Raw genomic sequence first — 20,258 nt, forward strand, 5'->3', positions numbered from 1 at the left:
CCATCGATGTGAATGCGATGGATGACTGGACCGTCGAAGGCAGAACGCAGATGTAGAGAATGCCGGTATAGAAGGCCGATTGTGCGAGGCCCGGAATAACCCATCCCGCTGTGAGGCCCAGAATCGGAAACAGCACGAAAGTGGACAGGAAGACCACGAGATGCAGCTTCCAGTGGGTGATGCCTGAAATAACGGCTTCGCGCGACAACCGCGCTCCGTGCAGGAAGAAAAGAAGACCGACGGCCACTTTTGTCGCCATGCCGAACCATTCGGCAAACTCGCCCTGTACCGGGAGCACCGATGCCAGCAGAATTGTGGCGATCAACATTGTGGTGAATTTATCCGGCAGGAAGCGCATTCTTTCGTCCAATCTTGTTCGGCGCGCCTTTTAGGAAATTGGGCGCCGTTTCGTATCCATGAAACAGGGATATTCAGGGACATAAGCCCATTTTGCGGGGCCTGTTTATTAAACGCATCGGGCCTGTTTTCAACCATTGGTGGATCGAAAACAGACCCGTCTGCTTCACTTTTCCGGGATTTACTTGCGATTAGCGCGTGATGCCGATCTATTCGTAACCATTGGGATTTTTTGCCTGCCAGTTCCACATGTCCTGACACATCTCGCGCAAGTTCTTTTCAGCCGACCAGTCGAGGAAATCATTGGCAAAAGTTGGATCGGCGTAGCATTCGGCAACGTCGCCCGGACGACGCGGTGCGATTTCGTAATGAATCTGGCGGTTGGAGACGTGCTCGAACGCCTTGACGACATCGAGGACGCTGTAGCCCTGCCCTGTGCCGAGATTGACGGCGAAGCATTTCGGCTCGTCCAGCTTTTTCAGAGCCTTGAGGTGTCCAGCGGCCAGATCGACCACGTGGATGTAATCGCGGACGCCCGTGCCATCCGGTGTCGCATAGTCATTGCCCCAGATGTTGAGCTTTTCCCGGCGTCCAGTTGCAACCTGGGCGATGATCGGCATCAGATTGTTCGGAATGCCTTTCGGGTCTTCGCCAATCAGGCCGCTTTCATGCGCGCCGACGGGATTGAAGTAACGCAGAATGGCGATCCTCCAGCTGTTGTCGCTGTTATAGAGATCGCGCAGCATTTCTTCGATGATCAGCTTGGTACGACCATAGGGATTGGTCGCGGAAAGCTGCTGGTCCTCGGTGATCGGCAGCTTTTGCGGATCGCCATAGACGGTGGCGGAGGATGAGAAAACCAGCGTTTTGACGCCGGTGGCCTCCATCGCCTGCAACAGCCGCAGCGTGCCCAGCACATTGCAGTCATAATAATGCAGCGGCTTCTCACTTGATTCTCCGACAGCCTTCAGGCCCGCAAAATGGATCACCGCCGTGCATTTGTGACGGGTGATGATCTGCTCCAGAAGCGCGCGATCACGAATGTCGCCCGGCTCGCGAATGGGCGCGCGACCGGTAATTTTTTCGATCCGGTGAAGGGCTTCCGGGTTACTGTTGTCGAAATTGTCGACCACGACCACTTCATGGCCTGCCTCGATCAGCTGAACGCAGGTATGAGAGCCGATATAGCCGGCGCCGCCAGTCACAAGAATTGTCATTGATCAAGTATCCACTTGTTGAACATGCCGCCCCGATGTGCGATCCCGAGCTGACTATGCAAAATCGGCAACGGACTTCAACCCGTTCCAGATGATTCTTTGGGAGCAACTGGCAACGGTATTAACGAAGTTCGATGGAGCGCAGATGACCCCTTCCCGCAATATCGACCGCCTGCTCGAAATTATGGCCGCCCTTCGAAATCCGGAAACCGGCTGCCCCTGGGATGTGGAGCAGAACTTCCGCTCGATCATGCCATATACGCTGGAAGAAGCCTACGAGGTTCTCGACGCCATCGAGCGCGACGATATGGACGATCTGCGCGAGGAACTGGGCGATCTTCTGCTGCAAGTGGTTTTCCATGCGCGGATGGCTGAAGAGCAAGGCAGCTTCGATTTCGGCAATGTGGTGGAGGCGATCACCCATAAGATGATCCGCCGCCACCCGCATGTCTTTGGCGATGCGGAAGCCCGAAGCGCCGGTATGGCCAAGGGTTCGTGGAACCGGATCAAGGCGGAAGAGAAGGCGGAGCGTGCGGAACGCCGCGCCAATCTCGGGCTTGATACGAGCGAGAGCAACGGTTTTCTTGACGATATACCGAACGCCTTCCCTGCCCTCGTCCGCGCTTTGAAATTGCAGCAGAAAGCAGCAAAAGTTGGCTTTGACTGGTCTGAGGCGGCACCGATTCTCGACAAGATTTCGGAAGAAACCGCCGAGCTGAAGGAAGCGATGGCCGCCCAGGACAAAGCCAATATCGCGGAAGAATATGGCGACCTGCTCTTCGCCATGGTCAATCTGGGCCGTCACCTTGAGATTGACGCAGAAACGGCGCTGATTTCTGCCAATGAGAAGTTCAAGCGGCGCTTCCATTTCATCGAAAAGACGCTGGATGAGGCAGGAAACAGCCTCGATTCAGCAAGCCTTGAGGAAATGGAAGATATCTGGACCGAAGCCAAGAATAAGGGGCTTTAACAAGCCCCTCTTACTGATCTTTCCATTTCGGCCGGAACATCTGATAGACGCTCTCCGTCGTGGCGTAATCCATATAACCAAGCCGGGTTACCGGTTTTACCTTGGCGATATCGACAAGGCCGTCAGTCAGAATGTTTTCATCGATATGGACGCCGACGACTTCCCCGATGACCATATAGTTATTGGTCGTCTGGCCTTCCTTGTCCTGCAATCGCCGGATGTCCACGGCGACACATTCCAGTGACGCGTAGGCTTCCTTGACACGCGGAGCGGCAATGATTTTCGACGATGCGCGGGTCAATCCGGCATAGTCGAACTCGCTGACACCACGCGGCGCGTCGACGGATGACGCATTCATATGCGTCTTGAGATGGTCGCTCACCAGATTGGCCGTGAACTCGCCCGTTTCCTCGATAAACGTCACGCTGTCCTTGATGCCACTGGACGAAAACATCACCATCGGCGGCGTGTCGCAGATCGCGTTAAAGAACGAGTATGGAGCGAGATTGACCGCGCCGTCTTTCGAACATGTGCCGATCCAGCCTATTGGACGCGGCGCGACAATTGCCTTGAAGGGATTATGGGGCAGCGGATGCCCCTCTTTCGGCTCATAAAACATCGATATTTCCTTGTGTTAGGAAATGATTTTAAGGTGATAACTTATCCCGCCCACGGGCCGGAATAGTCGGAAACGATCTTGTCCATATCAGCGCGGGGGCGCTCTGGCATCTTGTTTTCGGCTGTACCAATATGAACGAAACCAGCCACGCGTTCATTCGGCGCGAGACCGAGAAACGCGCGGGACGGCGCGTCATTTGAATACCAGTTGGTGATCCAGTTGGTGGCATAGCCGAGCGCATTGGCAGCAATGCAGAGGTTCATCGCAACGGCGCCAGCCGACAGGAACTGCTCCCATTCCGGAATACGCTCATGTCCCACTGGGGACGATATAATGCCGATCACCAGCGGCGCGCGCGAGAATCGGGTCAATTCCTGCTCCTTGCGGCCTTCCGGCAGTGGGCCTTCGCGCTCTTCGGCGCGCTTGACCAGCAACTCCCCTACCCGCTTGCGAGCATCGCCGCGGTACAAAATGAAGCGCCAGGGCGTGAGGCGGCCATGATCGGGAACGCGGGCCGCGACCTTGAGCAGTTCGGCCAGTTCTTCACCTTCCGGTGCCGGAGCGCCGATTGCGGAAATCGGCGTGGAACTACGCTGAGCTAGAAAATCGAACACCGGATGCGCCACGGGAAACCTCACGACTGGAACTTGCTAAAACCTGAACTGCCACTCCGGTTTAGAGAGGGCCGCCTCTTCTCGCCCGTCACAGGGGCGGTGTAAAGTCAAAACTCTGGCAAACCGCAGCACAGCCATGGTTAAAAAAATGCCGGTGGCAGAAACGATTTGGCCTTGAATTCGACACCGGCATGGGATCAAAAAAGCTATGTCGGTTTTCAAACTTCTGCCTTGCGTTCAAATATCCCGATACTTTCGCGGCAAATGGGTTGCTGTCGCACTGCTATCCGCGATTCCGGGTGTACCCGCATGGGCGCAGGGTCTCGATCCTGCTGCCGAGGCAAGCAGTGCATTGAACCTGCCTGAACCGCCGCTCGATCTGCCAACGCTCAGCCCCTATGCGTCACCGACGAGCCCGGAAAACAATCCCTTGATGAAAACCAGTGAACTGGATCTCAAGGCACGCCTCGTGGATGATGGCAGCGACATACCAACGGGTTTGGTCTGGCGCGTTTTCTCTCCCAATGTCGGGCCAGACGGACAATTGCCGCTGATCGCCAGTGCACAGGGCGGAAGCGCTGTCTTCAATCTGCCGGAGGGAAGTTACCTCGTTCATGTGGCCTATGGGCGCGCTGGCGCAACCAAGCGCATTACGCTTGGTGGCAACGCCCGACAGGAACTCATGATGCTCGATGCGGGCGGGATGAAGCTGAGTGCGGTTCTGCCCGACAAAAGCAAGATTAACAATGATCTGCTGCGGTTCTCGATCTATGCGGACGAAGACAATAGTGATCGTTCCTTGATCGTTCCCGATGTGAAGCCCAATGCGATCATCAGGCTCAATAGCGGCACCTACCACGTCGTTTCCAATTATGGTTCGGCCAATGCGATCATCCGTGCCGATATTCGTGTCGAAGCAGGCAAACTCACCGAAGCCACGGTCGAGCATCGTGCTGCAGAAATGACACTCAAGCTTGTGCGCGAACGTGGCGGTGAAGCGTTGGCCGACACGTCGTGGTCGGTTCTCAACGCGTCAGGCGATGTGGTGCGCGAAAGTGTGGGCGCCTATTCCTCGCTGGTGCTGATCGAGGGCGATTATGTCGCCGTCGCAAAGAACAAAGACCGCATCTATCAGCGGGATTTCAAGGTTACGTCTGGAAAAAACGAAGAAGTCGAAGTCATTGCCAACAAGGAATCTGAGGCATCTGACGACAGCCTCGACTGAGATTCTAAATTCCGCTGAGATAAAAAAGACCGCGCTAAGGCGCGGTCTTTTTGTTTGGAGCGAGGCGTTTGTTATTTGCCGCCATTCTTGAGACGGATCAAATCCGGCGGGGTGGCCTCTTCGGTCAGACGGGCAATAGCCTCATCAAGCGTCATCGATTCCTGATCGCGAGAGCCGAGGCGGCGCATATTGACCGTCTGTTCTTCCGCTTCGCGCTTACCGCAAACGAGAATGACTGGAACCTTCTGGAGCGAATGTTCGCGAACCTTGTAGTTGATCTTCTCGTTGCGCAGATCGGTGACGACCTGCAAACCGGCAGCCTTCAGCTTGGCGGCTGTTTCGACCGCATAATCATCGGCGTCCGAAGTGATCGTCGTCACCACAACCTGAACCGGCGCGAACCAGAGCGGCATGTGACCGGAGAAGTTCTCGATCAGAATGCCCAGGAAACGCTCCATCGAACCGCAGATGGCGCGATGGATCATGACCGGCTGGCGCTTGTCGGATTCCTTGTCGATGTAGAACGCTCCAAAACGTTCCGGCAGGTTGAAATCGACCTGCGTGGTGCCGCACTGCCATTCACGGCCAATGGCGTCTTTCAGCGTATACTCGAACTTCGGTCCGTAGAACGCACCCTCGCCCGGCAGAATGCCGGTCTTGATGTCGTCTGACTGCTGTTCGATTTCTTCCAGAACCTTCATCATCACGCTCTCAGCGCGATCCCACAGCTCGTCGGAACCGACGCGCTTTTCAGGGCGGGTCGAGAGCTTGATGGTGATCCCTTCGAAGCCGAAATCCTTATAAACCGACAAAATGAGATCGTTGATGCGCAGGCATTCCGCTGCCATCTGCTCTTCGGTGCAGAAGATGTGCGCGTCGTCCTGCGTGAAGCCGCGTACGCGCATCAGGCCGTGCAGAGCGCCGGACGGCTCGTAACGATGGACGTTGCCGAACTCGGCAAGCTTGATCGGCAGATCGCGATAGGATTTCAGGCCGTGCTTGAAAATCTGCACGTGACCTGGGCAGTTCATCGGCTTCAATGCAAAGACGCGGTCGTCGTCGGTATCGTCACCGGCAACCGTCACCTTGAACATGTTGTCGCGATACCAGCCCCAGTGACCGGAGGTTTCCCAGAGCGACTTGTCGAGGACCTGCGGCGCGTTGACTTCCTGATAGCCGTGGCTGTCGAGGCGACGGCGCATATAGCTCACCAGATTCTGGAACATTTTCCAGCCCTTGGCATGCCAGAACACGACGCCCGGACCTTCTTCCTGAAAATGGAACAGGTCCATTTCGCGGCCAAGACGACGGTGATCGCGCTTCTCAGCCTCTTCAAGCATATGCAGATAGGCCTGAAGGTCGTTGTCGTTGGCGAAGGCGGTGCCATAGATGCGGGTCAGCATCGGATTGTTGGAATCACCGCGCCAGTAAGCACCGGCAACCTTCATCAGCTTGAAGGAATTGCCGATCTGGCCGGTGGAAGCCATATGCGGACCACGGCAAAGATCGAACCAGTCACCCTGGTAATAGATCTTGAGGTCCTGACCTTCCGGAATCGCATCGACGAGTTCGACCTTATAGGCTTCGCCCTTGTCGGCAAAAACCTGCCTGGCCTTGTCACGCGACCAGATTTCCTTGGTGAACGGCTTGTTGCGCTGAATGATCTCGCGCATCTTCTTTTCGATCACCGGAAGGTCGTCCGGGGTAAACGGTTCATTACGCGCAAAGTCGTAATAGAAGCCGTTTTCGATGACGGGGCCGATGGTAACCTGGGTGCCCGGAAAAAGCTCCTGAACGGCTTCAGCCAGGACGTGCGCCGTGTCGTGGCGGATCAGTTCGAGCGCGCGCGGATCTTCGCGGGTCAGAATCTCGATCTTGCCGGAAGCGCCAAGCGGATCAGAAAGATCGCGCACGGTGCCGTCGACGGCATAGGCCACCGCCTTTTTTGCGAGAGATTTGGAGATTGATTCCGCGAGTGCAGTGCCGGTGGTCGACGCATCATAGTCCCGTACGGAACCATCGGGGAATTGCATGGAAACGGTATTCGACATTCTATTCGTCCTTATCCAGTCCCGCCAACGATTGCGGGTGGTTCATGATCATGCGTGCTTGTATCGTGAGGCTTCTAATATTTTTTGTCCGGCCAGTAAAGCACGGCATCCCGACAAGGCTATTTGTCGGGATTTATAAGCCAATTTGTAAATGGGATTTCAGCCCTTGATAGGCAAGCAGTCGATATTCTGCTTTTTCAACTTGGCGCAGGCCTTTTCGGCGGAAGCGGAATCCTTGAAGCCGCCAAACCAGACGCGATAGACCTTGCGGCGCTTGCCGTCCGGCGAAATCTCGCCCTTCAGCCCATGAGCGACCTGATCCACCGCGGGACGGAACTTTTCCTGAAGTTCGTTGGCTCCGGCACGCGTGGGTGTTGCTGCAAGCTGAATGCGCCACGCCGCGCCTGCCGATGCGACGAGATAGCCGCCGTCGCCCTGTTCAATCTGGGAATCGTCGATCAAGTCCGCAACCGAATCTCTTTTCGGAGCTGCTTTTTGCGCTGGCGCTAAAGCGACCGGCTTTGCCATAGCCACAGCCGTGCCCTCGCCGCTGGCATTGCCATAGCGGGTCAGAAGCTTGGCCATCTGGCCGTCCCGCTCGCCTGCCGACCCGGCGCCCAGAACAACGCCGACAAGATGCTTGCCATCAATGATCGCGGACGAAACAAGATTGTAGCCGGATACATTCGTATAGCCGGTCTTGATTCCATCGACGCCGCCATAACGGTACATCAGGTTGTTGTGGCCGTTATAAACCCGGCCGCGATAGGTGAAGGAGCGCTGGGAAAACAGCGCATATTGGTCCGGGAAATCACGGCGCAGCGCCATGCCAAGCACCGCCATGTCGCGTGCTGTGGTGAGCTGCGTCATATTGGCGGTCAGTCCTGACGGATTGACGAAGAAAGTGCTCTTCATGCCGATCTGGCGTGCGCGCTGTGTCATCAGACGCCCGAAGGCCGCTTCGGACCCGCCGATATATTCGCCCATCACAGTGGCAGCATCATTGGCCGAGATGATGATCATTGCATTGACGGTGTCGCGCACTGAAATGGTTTGCTCCGGCTTGAGCCATAGCTTCATGCGGACTTTCGCAGCGGCATTTTTGGAGACGGGCATCTCGTCATCCCAATGGAGACGACCCGTCTTCAGCGCTTCGAATGTGATGTAGAGCGTCATCATCTTGGCGAGCGAGGCCGGTGCGCGCTGGAGATTCGCGTCGTCCTGACCAAGTATCCGATTGCTATCAGCGTCGAACACGACCCACGACGGCTTTGCCAATGCTGTAGAGGCACACAGAACGGTGGCTCCAAACGCTACGGAAGCAACGAAACGTGCGAAACGGGACGGCGATGTTAGCATGATGGCTCGCGGATATGGAATTGCTAGCTGGATGTGCAGGCAAATTGCGGCCTGAAAAAGACCATAACGATGCCTCAATTCTTATTCCCTAAGAAACATTGATATCGTTAATGAATTCTAAGCATCGCGTAAAAACATGGGTATTTAGTCGTGAGGAGCCGAACAGCGCCAGTAGCGCCAGGGCAAATACCATTTGAGGTCGCCCGCCAGTTCGCGCGGCACCGGATCGAAACCATGGGTGCCGAACGGGCCACAGCGCATGACGCGAAAAAGCCCCATCCAGCCGCCGCTCCACAGGCCGTGGCGGGCGATTGCCTCATAGGCATATTCGGAACAGGTCGGCATATGGCGGCAGGAGTTGCCGATCAGCGACGACAGCGTCAGCTGATAGAGTCGAACGAATGCCGTGCCAAACACCCTCCCCGGCGTTTTGCGCCAGCCATCGGTGAAGTTGCGGCTGTATCGCTTTGCTTGAGGCGGCGTATCAGTCGTGTGGTCTTTACCACAGGAACACATGGCGTCAGGCGGCCTTGGCTTTGTCTTCGATCTGGCGAATGCAATCGACAACAGCATCGAAGGTCAGAAGCGTCGATGCATGGCGGGCCCTGTATTCGCGCACCGGCTCGAAATATTTGAGGTCTTCGAATCGCCCTTCCGGAGCCGGGGCGTTTTCCTTGAGCATGGCATACATTGCACCGCGGACGGCTTTCAGTTCGTCGGCGGTCGCGCCAATGATATTGCGCGCCATGACCGACGAGGACGCCTGCCCCAGTGCACACGCCTTCACCTCATGCGCAAAATCGGTGACGACACCATTGGCCATCTTGAGATAGACGGTGACCGTCGAACCGCACAGTTTGGAATGCATCGTTGCGACGGCATCCGGCTCGGCCAAACGACCGATACGCTCCATATTGCCCGCAAATTCCAGAATGCGCTTGTTGTAAATGTCGTCGATCATATGCGTGAGCCTTCCGCCCGGTATGCTGGCTATGCAGCCTCATGTTCTTACATGGTGCCAGCAGTCAGGAACTTCAAATCCGTAGATAGCGCCAGATTCAGCTGATTTCGAATCCTGCCCCTGCCGCTTTTCATTGCGCCGAAATGATACGAATTTCACAATGGTGACACCAGCCTGAGAAAAAACAAAAAAATGTTTTTCGACGGCAGTTTGAAGTTGCAATTTACTCCCTATATATTAGGCAAGTAATGCCTGCACTTTGGATGGTGTCAGGACGTTGGACTTAAAACTATTGTTGAACGTTCTGATAGTGTGTTTTAGAGCATGATAACGTATAAAAAAGCCTTTGTGCTTTCAGGTATCATGTTTTAGCACAACGCCGTGGTGGCGGCATGAAAACCTGTCCGGTGGGCCTAAACCGCCGGATCAATACATCGCCCGCTCGCAAAGCGTATCGTTGTATTGTCCGTTTAACTCGTCTCCTCCCCGAAGGAGACTACTGGAGAATACTGATGGACGCGCGCATCCTCAAAGAAGATGACGAATCCGGCCTGCCTTCGAAGAAGCAGGCAAATGTAACCCCGTTGCACGGCACGCCAACGCAGGCCGACGCGGAAGCGGCAGTCCGCACGCTTTTGCTGTGGGCTGGCGATAATCCGGACCGCGAAGGCCTTCTGGAAACGCCAAAGCGTGTTGCCAAAGCCTATAAGGAGCTTTTTTCCGGTTATGCGGAAAGCCCCGAAGAAGTGCTTGGCACCGTGTTCGAAGAAGTCGCCGGTTATAACGATATGGTGCTGGTGAAGGACATTTCCTTCTTCTCGCATTGCGAACACCATATGGTTCCGATCATCGGCAAGGCGCATGTCGCCTATCTGCCCGACCACAAGGTTGTCGGCCTGTCGAAGATCGCCCGCGTGGTCGATATTTTCGCGCATCGCCTGCAGACGCAGGAAAGCATCACCGCCCAGATCGCCGACAGCATTCAGACCATTCTGAAGCCACGCGGCGTTGCCGTGATGATCGAGGCCGAGCATATGTGCATGGCCATGCGCGGTATCCGCAAGCAGGGTTCGACCACCATCACCACCACCTTCACCGGTGAGATGAAGACCAAGGTGGATGAACAGGTGCGCTTCATGACCCTCTCGCGCAGCAAATAATGCACTGTCCCGAAAGGTTTCGGCTTTTCGGGCATGCATGACCGACGTTTTTCAAATATTTCGAGGCACGTGGTATAAAGCCCGTGCCTCTTATCCGTTTCAGGCGAGACAATGACGACCTTCCCTGCCCAGCCTTCCGATAAAAAGACGATAGAAGAAGGTGCGGTATTCATGCCGCGCTTCGACGCTTCCGGCCTCATCACGGCTGTCGTCACCGATGAACGGGACGGCGTGCTTTTGATGGTGGCTCATATGAATGCGGAGGCGCTGAGCCTGACGCTGGAAACGGGCATCGCGCATTACTGGTCACGCTCGCGCAACACACTTTGGAAGAAGGGTGAAACGTCCGGCAATCTGCAAAGCGTCATCGAATTGCGCACCGATTGCGATCAGGACGCCTTGTGGCTGAAGGTTCGCGTCGCTGGCGACGGTCCCACTTGCCACACCGGACGCCGGTCCTGCTTCTACCGGCAGGTGGTTACCGAGAACGGTGAAACGACGCTGGAAATGGAAGCAAACGGCGCTTGCGATCACGATCATTGATCGTTTTCAATTCGATGTGATGACGCGAATAGGTCTCGCGTCATCAATTTGCAGCATTTATTCTTTGGATACCAAGTTTCGCTAGTCTGAACGAAACGATGAGGTGTCCGTGGTGATGCTTAACTGGGGGGTAAGGCGCAGGACTGTCAGTGTAGACGTCGAAGCACCTGCTCAGGAAGTCATTGAGAAGCCTGAAATCAAGCGTGAGCCGCGCAAGATTGCGCTGGCGCTTGGCGGCGGTGCTGCACGCGGCTGGTCGCATATCGGTGTGCTGCGCGCGCTGGACGAGGCCAATATCAAAATCGAAATGATTGCCGGCACATCCATCGGCGCGCTTGTCGGGGGCTGTTATCTGGCGGGCAAGCTGGACGAGCTGGAAGAATTCGCCCGCAGCCTGACCCGACGCCGCATGTTCAATCTCCTCGACATTACCTTTCGCGGCAGCGGTCTTTTCGGCGGCATGAAGCTCGATGGACGCCTTCGTGAACATCTCGATGGCCTGCGGATAGAAGAGCTTACACGGCCCTTTGTGGCGGTCTGCACGGAGTTGCGTACCGGCCATGAGATATGGCTGTCGTCGGGGCCGCTTGTGGATGCCATGCGGGCTTCCTATGCCCTGCCCGGCGTGTTTGAACCCGTGCGCTGGGACGAGCGCGTGCTTGTCGACGGTGCGCTTGTCAATCCTGTGCCGGTTTCCGTTTGCCGCGCCTATGAGCAGCGGCTCGTTCTGGCGGTCAACCTTCATTACGATCAGTATGGCCGCGCAGCGGTCATCAAACACGCGCAGATGCGTCAGGAAAGTCTGCCCGGCGCTGTCCATGGCGAAAAGGAAGCGCGTCTGGGAATCACCGGCGTGATGATGGACGCCTTCAACATCATCCAGGACCGCATTTCCCGTGCACGTATGGCGGGCGATCCACCAGACCTTTCGCTGATGCCTGTGGTTGGCCAGATTGGCCTTGCAGATTTTCACCGCGCTTCCGAGGCAATCGATGCCGGATATGTCGAAACGATCAAACGTCTGGAGGATATCCGGCGTCTTCAGGGCATAGCGGGCTGATTTTTCAGTTTTTCACGAATCTTCTGGAGCGAGGATTCGCGATTCTTCGGACTTGCTGATCGTGTCAGCTGTTTTTGCGCTCCCAAGACGGGCTCTGTGAAGATTTTCTGAAAAAATATCATCCGAGGGAAGCCTTTGAAAAAGCCAGCAAAATAAGGGTTCCCAGTATTGGTGATGGTGAACGCGACGCGGTTTTTCACATTCTTTTCGAAAAAGATTGGCTGATGATGCAGATGGGGCTTGTGCACCCCAAGGTGATTTGCTAAATGCCCACTCGCCGGAGCAATTCGGCTTCTACCACGGGCGGTCGTGGCGGAATTGGTAGACGCGCAGCGTTGAGGTCGCTGTGGGGTAACCCGTGGAAGTTCGAGTCTTCTCGACCGCACCATTCTCTTTATAGAGAATTGAAATCGTTAGATTTTAAGCAAACGCCCTTTCGGGCGTTTTTGTTTTCCGGCTTAAGAAAGTGCTTCTCCAGCGCAAAGAAAACCCCGCCGGAGCGGGGTTGATCACTTCATTTGCGATCCAGTTCAGATCGGATCATTTCGCTATGTTCGCCCAGATTGGGTGAGCGATGGTCGGTTTTCAGTTCGGCATCCGAGAAGCGGATCGGCGTACGCAACCCCGGTACGCCCTGCGGATCGATCTTCATCCCACGTGCGATGAATTGCGGATCGGCAAAGACATCGGCAACCGAGTTGATTGGCCCGGCCGGAACGCCGATCTTTTCCAGACGCGCCAGAAGGTCGTCGCGCTTCCATCGCCGCGTGCGCTCTTCCAGCCGTTCTGTCAGTGCCGTCCGGTTCGCGACACGGGCAGCATTGGTGGCAAAACGTTCGTCGCTCGCAAGCTCAGCAAGCTCCAACAGGCCGACCAGCCGGCCAAACTGGCCGTCATTGCCGCAAGCGATGATGAAATAGCCGTCGGAAACCGGCAGCGTCTGATATGGCGCGATATTGGGATGTGCGTTGCCCATGCGCTTCGGGGATACGCCGGAAGCCAGATAGTTCATGGCCTGATTGGCGAGAACTGCTGACATGCAGTCGAACAGCGCCATATCGATGTGCTGCCCCTTGCCCGTGCGCTGGCGCATGATCAGCGCCGACTGGATGGCAATCACGCTATAAAGGCCGGTGAAAATGTCTGCAAAAGCCACGCCGATCTTCTGCGGTTCACGGTCCGGCTCGCCAGTCAGATCCATGATCCCGCCCATGCCCTGGATCATGAAGTCATAACCTGCCCTTTCGGCATAAGGGCCATCATGGCCGAAACCGGTGATGGAGCAGTAGATAAGGCGCGGATTGACGGCCTTGAGGCTCTCATAATCAAGTCCATATTTATCGAGGCCGCCGAGTTTGAAATTCTCAATGACAATATCTGCATCGGCCGCGAGGCGGCGCACCAGCTCCTGCCCTTCTTCCGAGCGGAAATCCGCTGTAATCGAGCGTTTGCCGCGATTGCAGGCATGGAAATAGGCAGCCGACTTCTCGCCTTCGACTTCAATGAAGGGAGGCCCCCATTTGCGCGTATCGTCGCCTTCCGGGCTTTCGACCTTGATAACGTCCGCTCCCAGATCGGAAAGCGTCTGACCGACCCACGGGCCTGCCAGAATACGGGCCAGTTCAACCACCTTCAAACCGTCAAGCGGTGTGTTCTGCATTTCGGATACCTCGAGAAAGTAGAAAAGCCCGCCCGCGAGAAGCGAGCGGGCCTTGGGAGGATAGTGCGGGCGGTTACGATCAGAAGAAAGCCTGAATGCCGGTCTGCGCGCGTCCAAGGATCAACGCGTGAACGTCATGCGTGCCTTCATAGGTATTCACGGTTTCGAGGTTCTGCGCGTGGCGCATGACGTGGTATACGATCTGGGTACCGTTACAGCCATGCATGTCGCAGGCCTGACGGGCGATGTCGAGCGCCTTGCCGCAATTGTTGCGCTTGACGATGGAGATCATTTCCGGGGCCATCTTGCCTTCGTCGAACAGACGACCGATGCGCAGCGATGCCTGAAGGCCGAGCGTGATTTCGGTCTGCATGTCGGCGAGCTTCTTCTGGTAAAGCTGCGTGCCAGCCAGCGGCTTGTCGAACTGCTTGCGGTCGAGGCCGTATTGACGCGCGCGGAACCAGCAATCTTCGGCGGCGCCCAGAACGCCCCACGAAATGCCGTAGCGCGCACGGTTGAGGCAGCCGAACGGACCCTTGAGGCCCGATACGTTTGGCAGCAGCGCGTCTTCCGAGACTTCCACGCCGTCCATGACGATTTCGCCGGTGATCGAAGCGCGGAGCGACAGCTTGCCACCGATCTTCGGGGCGGAAAGCCCCTTCATGCCCTTTTCAAGCACGAAGCCGCGAATGGCATTGTCATGGGCTGCGGACTTGGCCCACACCACGAACACGTCAGCGATTGGCGAATTCGAAATCCACATCTTTGAGCCGGTCAGGCGATAGCCGCCGTCGATCTTTTCGGCGCGGGTCTTCATGCCTGCAGGGTCGGAACCGGCATCCGGTTCGGTCAGACCGAAGCAGCCGATCAACTCGCCGGAGACGAGACCCGGCAGATATTTCTTGCGCTGTTCGTCAGAGCCATAGGCGTAGATCGGATACATGACGAGCGAGGACTGTACGCTCATCATCGAACGATAACCGGAATCAACGCGCTCGACTTCGCGCGCTACGAGGCCATAGGCAACATAACCGGCATTGGCCGCGCCATATTCTTCCGGCAGCGTCACGCCGAGAAGGCCAGACTGGCCCATGAGGCGGAACAGTTCCGGGTCGGTGGTTTCGTCGAGATAGGCCTTTTCCACACGCGGCAGCAGAACGTCGCTCGCGAATGCCTTCGCGGAGTCGCGGATCATGCGCTCGTCTTCGGTCAGCTGTTCGTCGAGCAGAAAGGGATCTTCCCAGTTAAAGGCCGTACGCGACATTAGAAATTCTCCTCATTTCAGAATTGACCGGACTATGAACCGCAGGGCGTCAGGCTGCAAACGATGTTTACTCATCGATCTATTCCATTTAGTAATAGATCATGACGACACTCTCGCGACGGCTCCTTCCCTCCACCAGTGCGCTTGCGGCGTTTGACGCTGTTGCGCGGCTTGCAAGCTTTTCTGCGGCTGCAGAAGAACTCGCGCTGACACAAGGCGCGGTCAGCCGTCAGATCGCGACGCTCGAAGAACAGCTTGGCACAGCACTTTTCGACCGCACCAGCCGCCACGTCGTGCTGTCGGATGCGGGACGCGCTTATTTTAATGCCGTTGCGCCTGCCCTTTCGGTTATTCGGGCCGCTTCGCTTCAGGTCATGTCGCAGATGCGTGGCAAAACATTGAACCTCGCTTTTCTGCCCACATTCGGCACGCGCTGGCTCATTCCGCGTATTCCGCGCTTTGTGGCACAATTTCCGGATATTATTCTGAATTTCGCGACCCGTATCGGCCAGTTCGACTTTGACCGTGAAGGTCTGGACGCGGCCATTCACATCGGCCAGCCGGATTGGCCGAATGGCGATTGCGTGTTTTTGATGGATGAAACGGTTGCGCCGGTTTGCAGCCCGGCTTTTTTGAAGGAGAACCCGGTGTCAGCGCCCACCGATCTTCTTCGGCTGCCCTTGTTCAACATGGCTTCGCGACCGGGAGCGTGGGATCACTGGTTCCGCAGCCTTGATATCACCGTGCCAGCGCCGGGTGGCATGCGGTTTGAACAGTTTTCCAATGTTTCGCAGGCTTGCATCGCGGGGCTGGGCGTTGCCCTCATGCCGCTTTTTCTGATCCGCTCGGAAATCGACAGCGGGCAGCTTGTGGTGGCCTACCCGCACACGGTCAAAAGCCCCAGCAGCTATTATTTCGTCACACCGAAGGCGCGCGCAAACACGCCTGCAGTCAATGCGTTTCGCGATTGGCTTCTGGGTGAAGTCAATCGCGAATTCGATCCTCACGCTATCGAGTTGCTGACAATCTCGTAGGAGCGCAGGCGCTTCTTGTGATCGTGGATCATGCCGGTGATCATCAACTCATCAGCGCCGGTGCTTTCGGCAAAGGCCTGAATGCCCTTTGCCACCGTTTCAGGCCCGCCGACCACGCGGCACGACAGCATCTGGCGGACAAGCGCCTGGGCTGCCGGATCAAGCTGCTCCATGTAGCCGGCTACAGGTGCGGGTAATTTTCCGGGACGACCGCTGCGCAGGTTTACGAATGCCTGCAATTGCGAGGTGAAGAGATAATGCGCCTCTTCGTCGGTATCTGCTGCGATCACGTTGAGGCCGAGCATGACGTAAGGCTTCTGCATATATTCCGATGGCTCGAAACGCTCGCGATAAAGCGCGATGGCGCGTTCCATCTCCGCTGGTGCAAAATGCGATGCAAAAGCGTATGGCAGGCCCAGCATGGCCGCAAGCTGCGCGCCGAACAGGCTTGAACCTAGAATCCAGACCGGAACCTCAAGCCCCTCGCCTGGAACGGCGCGGACGCGCTGGGCGGGTTCCGCCGGTTTGAAATAATTGAGCAGTTCAACCACGTCCTGCGGGAATGCGCTGGCATCGCCGTCGAGATTGCGCCGCAAGGCGTGCGCCGTGATCTGGTCGGTTCCGGGCGCGCGGCCAAGGCCGAGATCGATACGGCCAGGAAAAAGCGACGCCAGCGTGCCGAACTGCTCGGCAATCACCAGCGGCGAATGGTTCGGCAGCATGATGCCACCCGCGCCGACGCGAATCGTCGAAGTGCCATTCGCGACATAGCCGATCACGACCGATGTGGCGGCACTGGCAATGCCGGGCATATTGTGATGTTCGGCCAGCCAATAGCGATGAAAGCCAAGTTTCTCCGCGCGCTGTGCAAGCTCAAGCGTGTTGCGCAGAGACTGTCCGGCATCGCTGTTATCGGGAACGGGCGAAAGATCGAGTACGGATAAAGGTATCATGCTGGCTCATATGGGCTTGAATACTGCAGTTACAACTGCCGCAAAGAAATAGGGCACCCTAGAAATAGGGCGCCCTATACTTAATTCAAAGCAACTAAGAGTGATCGAACAATCCTAATGTGGTTGTGCCGGGGCTGAATCATGCCCCTCTTCCGGCGAAGCCACATACTCGCCTTCCACATCCTTCTTCGCGATGAAGGTGTAGAACATTGGCACCACGAACAGCGTAAACATCGTACCAATCACGATACCGGTGAAAATCACCAGACCCATCGAATAACGGGCGGCGGCACCGGCGCCGGTTGCAATGATCAGCGGAACGACGCCAAGCGCCATGGCTGCGGTGGTCATCAGGATCGGACGCAGACGGGTTTCAGCGGCGGCGACGATTGCATCGCGACGCGAAAGCCCGTGCAGGCGGCGCTGCTGATTGGCGAATTCCACCATCAGAATGCCGTGTTTGGTTATCAGCCCGACAAGGGTGATGAGACCAACCTGCGTGTAGATGTTCAGCGTGCCGAGACCGATATTGAGCGGCACGATAGCGCCGAAGATCGAAAGCGGCACCGACATCATGATGATGAACGGATCGCGGAAGCTTTCGAACTGCGCAGCCAGAACCAGATAGATCACGATAACGGCGAGGCCGAAGGCGATCAGGATGGTGTTGCCCTGCTCCACTTCCAGACGCGACTGACCGGAATAATCCAGGAAGAAGCCTTCCGGCATCTTCGCCTTGGTCAGATCCACAAGCGTTTGCAGGCCCTGGCCGGTGGTGACGCCCGGCAGAGGCAGCGCCGAAATCGTCGCCGAATTGAGCTGGTTGAACTGCTCGATTGCGGCAGGCGATGCGTTCTGCGTGATCGTGATGACTGATGATAGCGGGATCATCGAACCCGAAACGCTGCGGACATAGAATTCACCAAGCTTTTCGGGATTCGAACGATAGACATCAGGCACCTGCGTGATGATGTCATAGCTGTTCGAATCGCGGTCGAACTTGGCAATCGACGCACCACCAGTCAGTAGGCCGAGCGTTGCACCGATATCACTGACCTGCACGCCAAGCGTTGCCGCGCGGTCACGGTCGATGGTGATCGTCGTTTCCGGCGCGTTGAAGGACAGCGAGTTCTGCACGATGATGAACTGTCCCGAAGCTTGCGCTTCGTTCTTGATCTCTTCGGCCAGTTCGAAAACCGTGTCCGCCGGGCCCGTAGACTGCAAGGCAATCGAGATCGGCAAACCGCCACCTGTGCCCGGAAGCGATGGTGGAGCGAAGACGAAAGCCTGCACGCCGGCAACTTTGGTCAGACGGTTGGTGAGGTCTTCCTGAATCTGCTTCTGCGAACGAGTACGGTCGTTCCAGTCGCTTAGCACCCAGAGTGCGATTCCAGAGGTGGTGCCGCCATCCATGCCGACGATCTGGAAACGGGTCTTCTGCTCAGGCAAATCCTTCGTCAGCGCATCGATCTGTTCGGCGTAAAGGTTCGTATAGGCCGAAGTCGCATATTGCGGCGCCTGGAACATTGAGAACAGTGCGCCCGAATCTTCTTCAGGAGCCAGTTCGCTCGATGTGTTCATGAACAGAAAGCCTGTCAGGCCCATTAGCGCCACAACGATCATTAGCGTAATGCCGCGATAGTTCAGCGAGTTGGAGACCCGGCGATGATACCATTTCTCGACACGCGAGAAGGTGCGGTCGATGAACTTCTGAAACCGCGTTTCGCTGCCATGCTTGAGCATGCGCGAGCACATCATCGGAGAGATGGTCAAGGCCGCCACACCGGAGATGATAACGGCACCCGCCAGCGTGAAGGCGAATTCGCGGAACAGCGCGCCGGTCAGACCGCCGGTGAAACCGAGCGGAGCAAACACGGCCGCCAGCGTGATCGTCATGGCGATGATCGAGCCGGTGATTTCCTTCATACCTTTGAAGGCGGCATCCATAGGACGCAGGCCCTCTTCGATGTGGCGGTGAATATTCTCCAGAACGACGATGGCATCATCGACCACGAGGCCGATAGCCAGAACCATGGCCAGCAGCGAGAGAAGATTGATCGAGAAACCAAGCGCGAACAGGAAGAAGCACACACCGATCAGCGAGATCGGAATGGTCACAATCGGAATCAGAACCGAACGGAACGAACCAAGGAAGACGATGATGACCAGAATAACAATGGCCACAGCTTCGCCGATGGTCGTGAACACTTCCTTGATCGACGAACTGATCTGTTCGGTCGCGTCATAGACCAGAACCAGAGACATGCCTTCCGGGAGCGAGTTCTGGATTGATGGCAGTTCCTTGTTGACGGCAGCCGCCATGTCGATCGGGTTTGCCGCTGGTGTCGGATAAACGCCAAGGAACGTACCAGCCGAGCCGTTGAACGACACGATGGTGTCCGTGCTTTGGGCCGCCAGTTCCACCTTCGCCACATCGCGCAGGCGCACGACTTCATCACCCGAAGTCTTGATCGGCATTGCGCCGAAGGCTTCCGGTGTTTGCAGCGTGGATTTGAGCGTGATCGCCGACGCGACATATTCGTTTTTGGTCGTGCCGGGGGCCGACAGGAAGTTCGACGCATTGATTGCGGCCAGCACTTCCGGTGCTGTGATCTGACGCGCCGCCAGCTGGATCGGATCAAGCCAGACGCGCATCGAATAGACCTGACCACCGAGGATTTCAGCCTTGGCGACGCCCTGAATGGTGGACATGCGCGGCTGGATGACGCGTTCCAGATATTCGGTGATCTGCTCGCTGGTCATGTTCGGGTTCTGCGCAGCCAGATACATGGTTGCGAAGCTCTGGCCCGTCCCCTTGACGATGATCGGATCATCGGATTCATCCGGCAGATCGCCGCGAACCTGATTGACCTTGGCGATAACTTCCGTCAGCGCGGCATCCGGATTGGCGCCAAGCTTCATCTGCACCGTCACCGTGCTCGACGATGGGCGGCTGGACGAGGTCACATAGTCAATGTTTTCTGTCGTCGCGACCGATTCAGCGATAGGCGCGGTTATGAAACCCTGAATGAGTTCAGCGCTGGCACCGGCATAGTTGGTGGTGATGGTGATGACCGTTTCGTCAACCTTCGGATATTCGCGCACCGAAAGCTGCGCGATACCCTGAAGGCCGAGGAGAATGATCATGAGGGCGACCACCGTTGCAAGAACGGGTCGCCGAATGAAAATATCTGAAAAACTCATCGGTTCG

General features: G+C 56.6%; 18 protein-coding genes and 1 tRNA gene. 7 read left to right on the plus strand and 12 right to left on the minus strand.

What is annotated here, in order from left to right; translation table 11 throughout:
* Positions 1-358: bile acid:sodium symporter (locus tag HWD97_RS20065; RefSeq protein WP_371835476.1), on the minus strand; the 358-nt coding region annotated here is incomplete at its 3' end.
* A 208-nt stretch (positions 359-566) separates the two neighbouring features.
* Positions 567-1,574, minus strand: coding sequence for a UDP-glucose 4-epimerase GalE (gene galE / locus HWD97_RS20070; RefSeq protein WP_109369086.1), 1,008 nt, complete (start codon positions 1,572-1,574; stop codon positions 567-569).
* Between the two features lie 145 nt (positions 1,575-1,719).
* On the opposite strand from galE, the gene mazG reads away from it, so the two are divergent.
* Positions 1,720-2,544, plus strand: a complete 825-nt coding sequence (gene mazG / locus HWD97_RS20075) for a nucleoside triphosphate pyrophosphohydrolase (protein ID WP_371835477.1) — start codon at positions 1,720-1,722, stop codon at positions 2,542-2,544.
* A gap of 10 nt (positions 2,545-2,554) precedes the next feature.
* On the opposite strand, the gene HWD97_RS20080 is transcribed toward mazG, so the two are convergent.
* Together HWD97_RS20080 and HWD97_RS20085 are read right to left on the minus strand one after the other, a co-directional pair.
* Positions 2,555-3,163 carry a flavin reductase family protein gene (locus HWD97_RS20080; protein WP_140024980.1) on the minus strand — a complete coding sequence of 203 codons (609 nt, stop codon included), beginning with the start codon at positions 3,161-3,163 and terminating at the stop codon, positions 2,555-2,557.
* A gap of 41 nt (positions 3,164-3,204) precedes the next feature.
* Positions 3,205-3,789, minus strand: coding sequence for a nitroreductase (locus tag HWD97_RS20085; RefSeq protein ID WP_140025079.1), 585 nt, complete (start codon positions 3,787-3,789; stop codon positions 3,205-3,207).
* A 196-nt stretch (positions 3,790-3,985) separates the two neighbouring features.
* On the opposite strand from HWD97_RS20085, the gene HWD97_RS20090 reads away from it, so the two are divergent.
* A complete protein-coding gene (locus tag HWD97_RS20090) occupies positions 3,986-5,002 on the plus strand; it encodes a hypothetical protein (protein WP_371835478.1) in 1,017 nt (338 codons plus the stop codon).
* A gap of 71 nt (positions 5,003-5,073) precedes the next feature.
* Here the strand turns inward: HWD97_RS20090 and thrS are convergent, their stop codons facing one another.
* From thrS to HWD97_RS20110, 4 genes are all read right to left on the minus strand, one after another.
* Positions 5,074-7,053 (minus strand): threonine--tRNA ligase, encoded by a 1,980-nt coding sequence (gene thrS, locus HWD97_RS20095; protein WP_109369083.1) that lies wholly within the window; start codon positions 7,051-7,053, stop codon positions 5,074-5,076.
* A gap of 159 nt (positions 7,054-7,212) precedes the next feature.
* A complete protein-coding gene (locus HWD97_RS20100) occupies positions 7,213-8,412 on the minus strand; it encodes a D-alanyl-D-alanine carboxypeptidase (RefSeq protein WP_109370233.1) in 1,200 nt (399 codons plus the stop codon).
* Positions 8,413-8,556: 144 nt separating this feature from the next.
* The gene (gene yidD, locus HWD97_RS20105) at positions 8,557-8,928 is read right to left on the minus strand and encodes a membrane protein insertion efficiency factor YidD (protein ID WP_109369082.1); all 372 of its coding nucleotides are present in this window, start codon (positions 8,926-8,928) and stop codon (positions 8,557-8,559) included.
* A gap of 4 nt (positions 8,929-8,932) precedes the next feature.
* On the minus strand, positions 8,933-9,373 hold the full coding sequence (locus HWD97_RS20110; RefSeq protein WP_140024976.1) for an iron-sulfur cluster assembly scaffold protein: 441 nt from the start codon (positions 9,371-9,373) through the stop codon (positions 8,933-8,935).
* 512 nt (positions 9,374-9,885) lie between these two features.
* Here HWD97_RS20110 and folE point away from each other — a divergent pair.
* The 4 genes from folE (at position 9,886) to HWD97_RS20130 (ending at position 12,524) form a co-directional block, all read left to right on the plus strand.
* Positions 9,886-10,533 (plus strand): GTP cyclohydrolase I FolE, encoded by a 648-nt coding sequence (gene folE / locus HWD97_RS20115; RefSeq protein WP_109369080.1) that lies wholly within the window; start codon positions 9,886-9,888, stop codon positions 10,531-10,533.
* A 111-nt stretch (positions 10,534-10,644) separates the two neighbouring features.
* The gene (hisI, locus tag HWD97_RS20120; RefSeq protein ID WP_109369079.1) at positions 10,645-11,076 is read left to right on the plus strand and encodes a phosphoribosyl-AMP cyclohydrolase; all 432 of its coding nucleotides are present in this window, start codon (positions 10,645-10,647) and stop codon (positions 11,074-11,076) included.
* A gap of 112 nt (positions 11,077-11,188) precedes the next feature.
* Positions 11,189-12,136, plus strand: coding sequence for a patatin family protein (locus tag HWD97_RS20125; RefSeq protein ID WP_371831119.1), 948 nt, complete (start codon positions 11,189-11,191; stop codon positions 12,134-12,136).
* A gap of 303 nt (positions 12,137-12,439) precedes the next feature.
* Positions 12,440-12,524, plus strand: a tRNA-Leu gene (locus tag HWD97_RS20130).
* Positions 12,525-12,650: 126 nt separating this feature from the next.
* Here HWD97_RS20130 and HWD97_RS20135 read toward each other — a convergent pair.
* Positions 12,651-13,796 carry a CaiB/BaiF CoA-transferase family protein gene (locus HWD97_RS20135; RefSeq protein WP_109370229.1) on the minus strand — a complete coding sequence of 382 codons (1,146 nt, stop codon included), beginning with the start codon at positions 13,794-13,796 and terminating at the stop codon, positions 12,651-12,653.
* A 79-nt stretch (positions 13,797-13,875) separates the two neighbouring features.
* Positions 13,876-15,060, minus strand: a complete 1,185-nt coding sequence (locus HWD97_RS20140; RefSeq protein ID WP_371835479.1) for an acyl-CoA dehydrogenase — start codon at positions 15,058-15,060, stop codon at positions 13,876-13,878.
* A 101-nt stretch (positions 15,061-15,161) separates the two neighbouring features.
* Here HWD97_RS20140 and HWD97_RS20145 point away from each other — a divergent pair, with 101 nt between their 5' ends.
* Positions 15,162-16,094 carry a LysR family transcriptional regulator gene (locus HWD97_RS20145; RefSeq protein WP_109368983.1) on the plus strand — a complete coding sequence of 311 codons (933 nt, stop codon included), beginning with the start codon at positions 15,162-15,164 and terminating at the stop codon, positions 16,092-16,094.
* On the opposite strand, the gene HWD97_RS20150 is transcribed toward HWD97_RS20145, so the two are convergent.
* Positions 16,064-17,047: an LLM class flavin-dependent oxidoreductase gene (locus HWD97_RS20150; protein ID WP_109368982.1), complete on the minus strand. Its 984-nt coding sequence runs from the start codon at positions 17,045-17,047 to the stop codon at positions 16,064-16,066. The genes HWD97_RS20145 and HWD97_RS20150 overlap by 31 nt on opposite strands.
* Positions 17,048-17,161: 114 nt before the next feature.
* Positions 17,162-20,251: an efflux RND transporter permease subunit gene (locus HWD97_RS20155; RefSeq protein WP_109368981.1), complete on the minus strand. Its 3,090-nt coding sequence runs from the start codon at positions 20,249-20,251 to the stop codon at positions 17,162-17,164.
* Positions 20,252-20,258: the final 7 nt, after the last annotated feature.

Origin of the sequence: Ochrobactrum sp. C6C9, assembly GCF_022627935.1 — a bacterium.
In the GTDB taxonomy this organism is placed as follows: domain Bacteria; phylum Pseudomonadota; class Alphaproteobacteria; order Rhizobiales; family Rhizobiaceae; genus Brucella; species Brucella teleogrylli.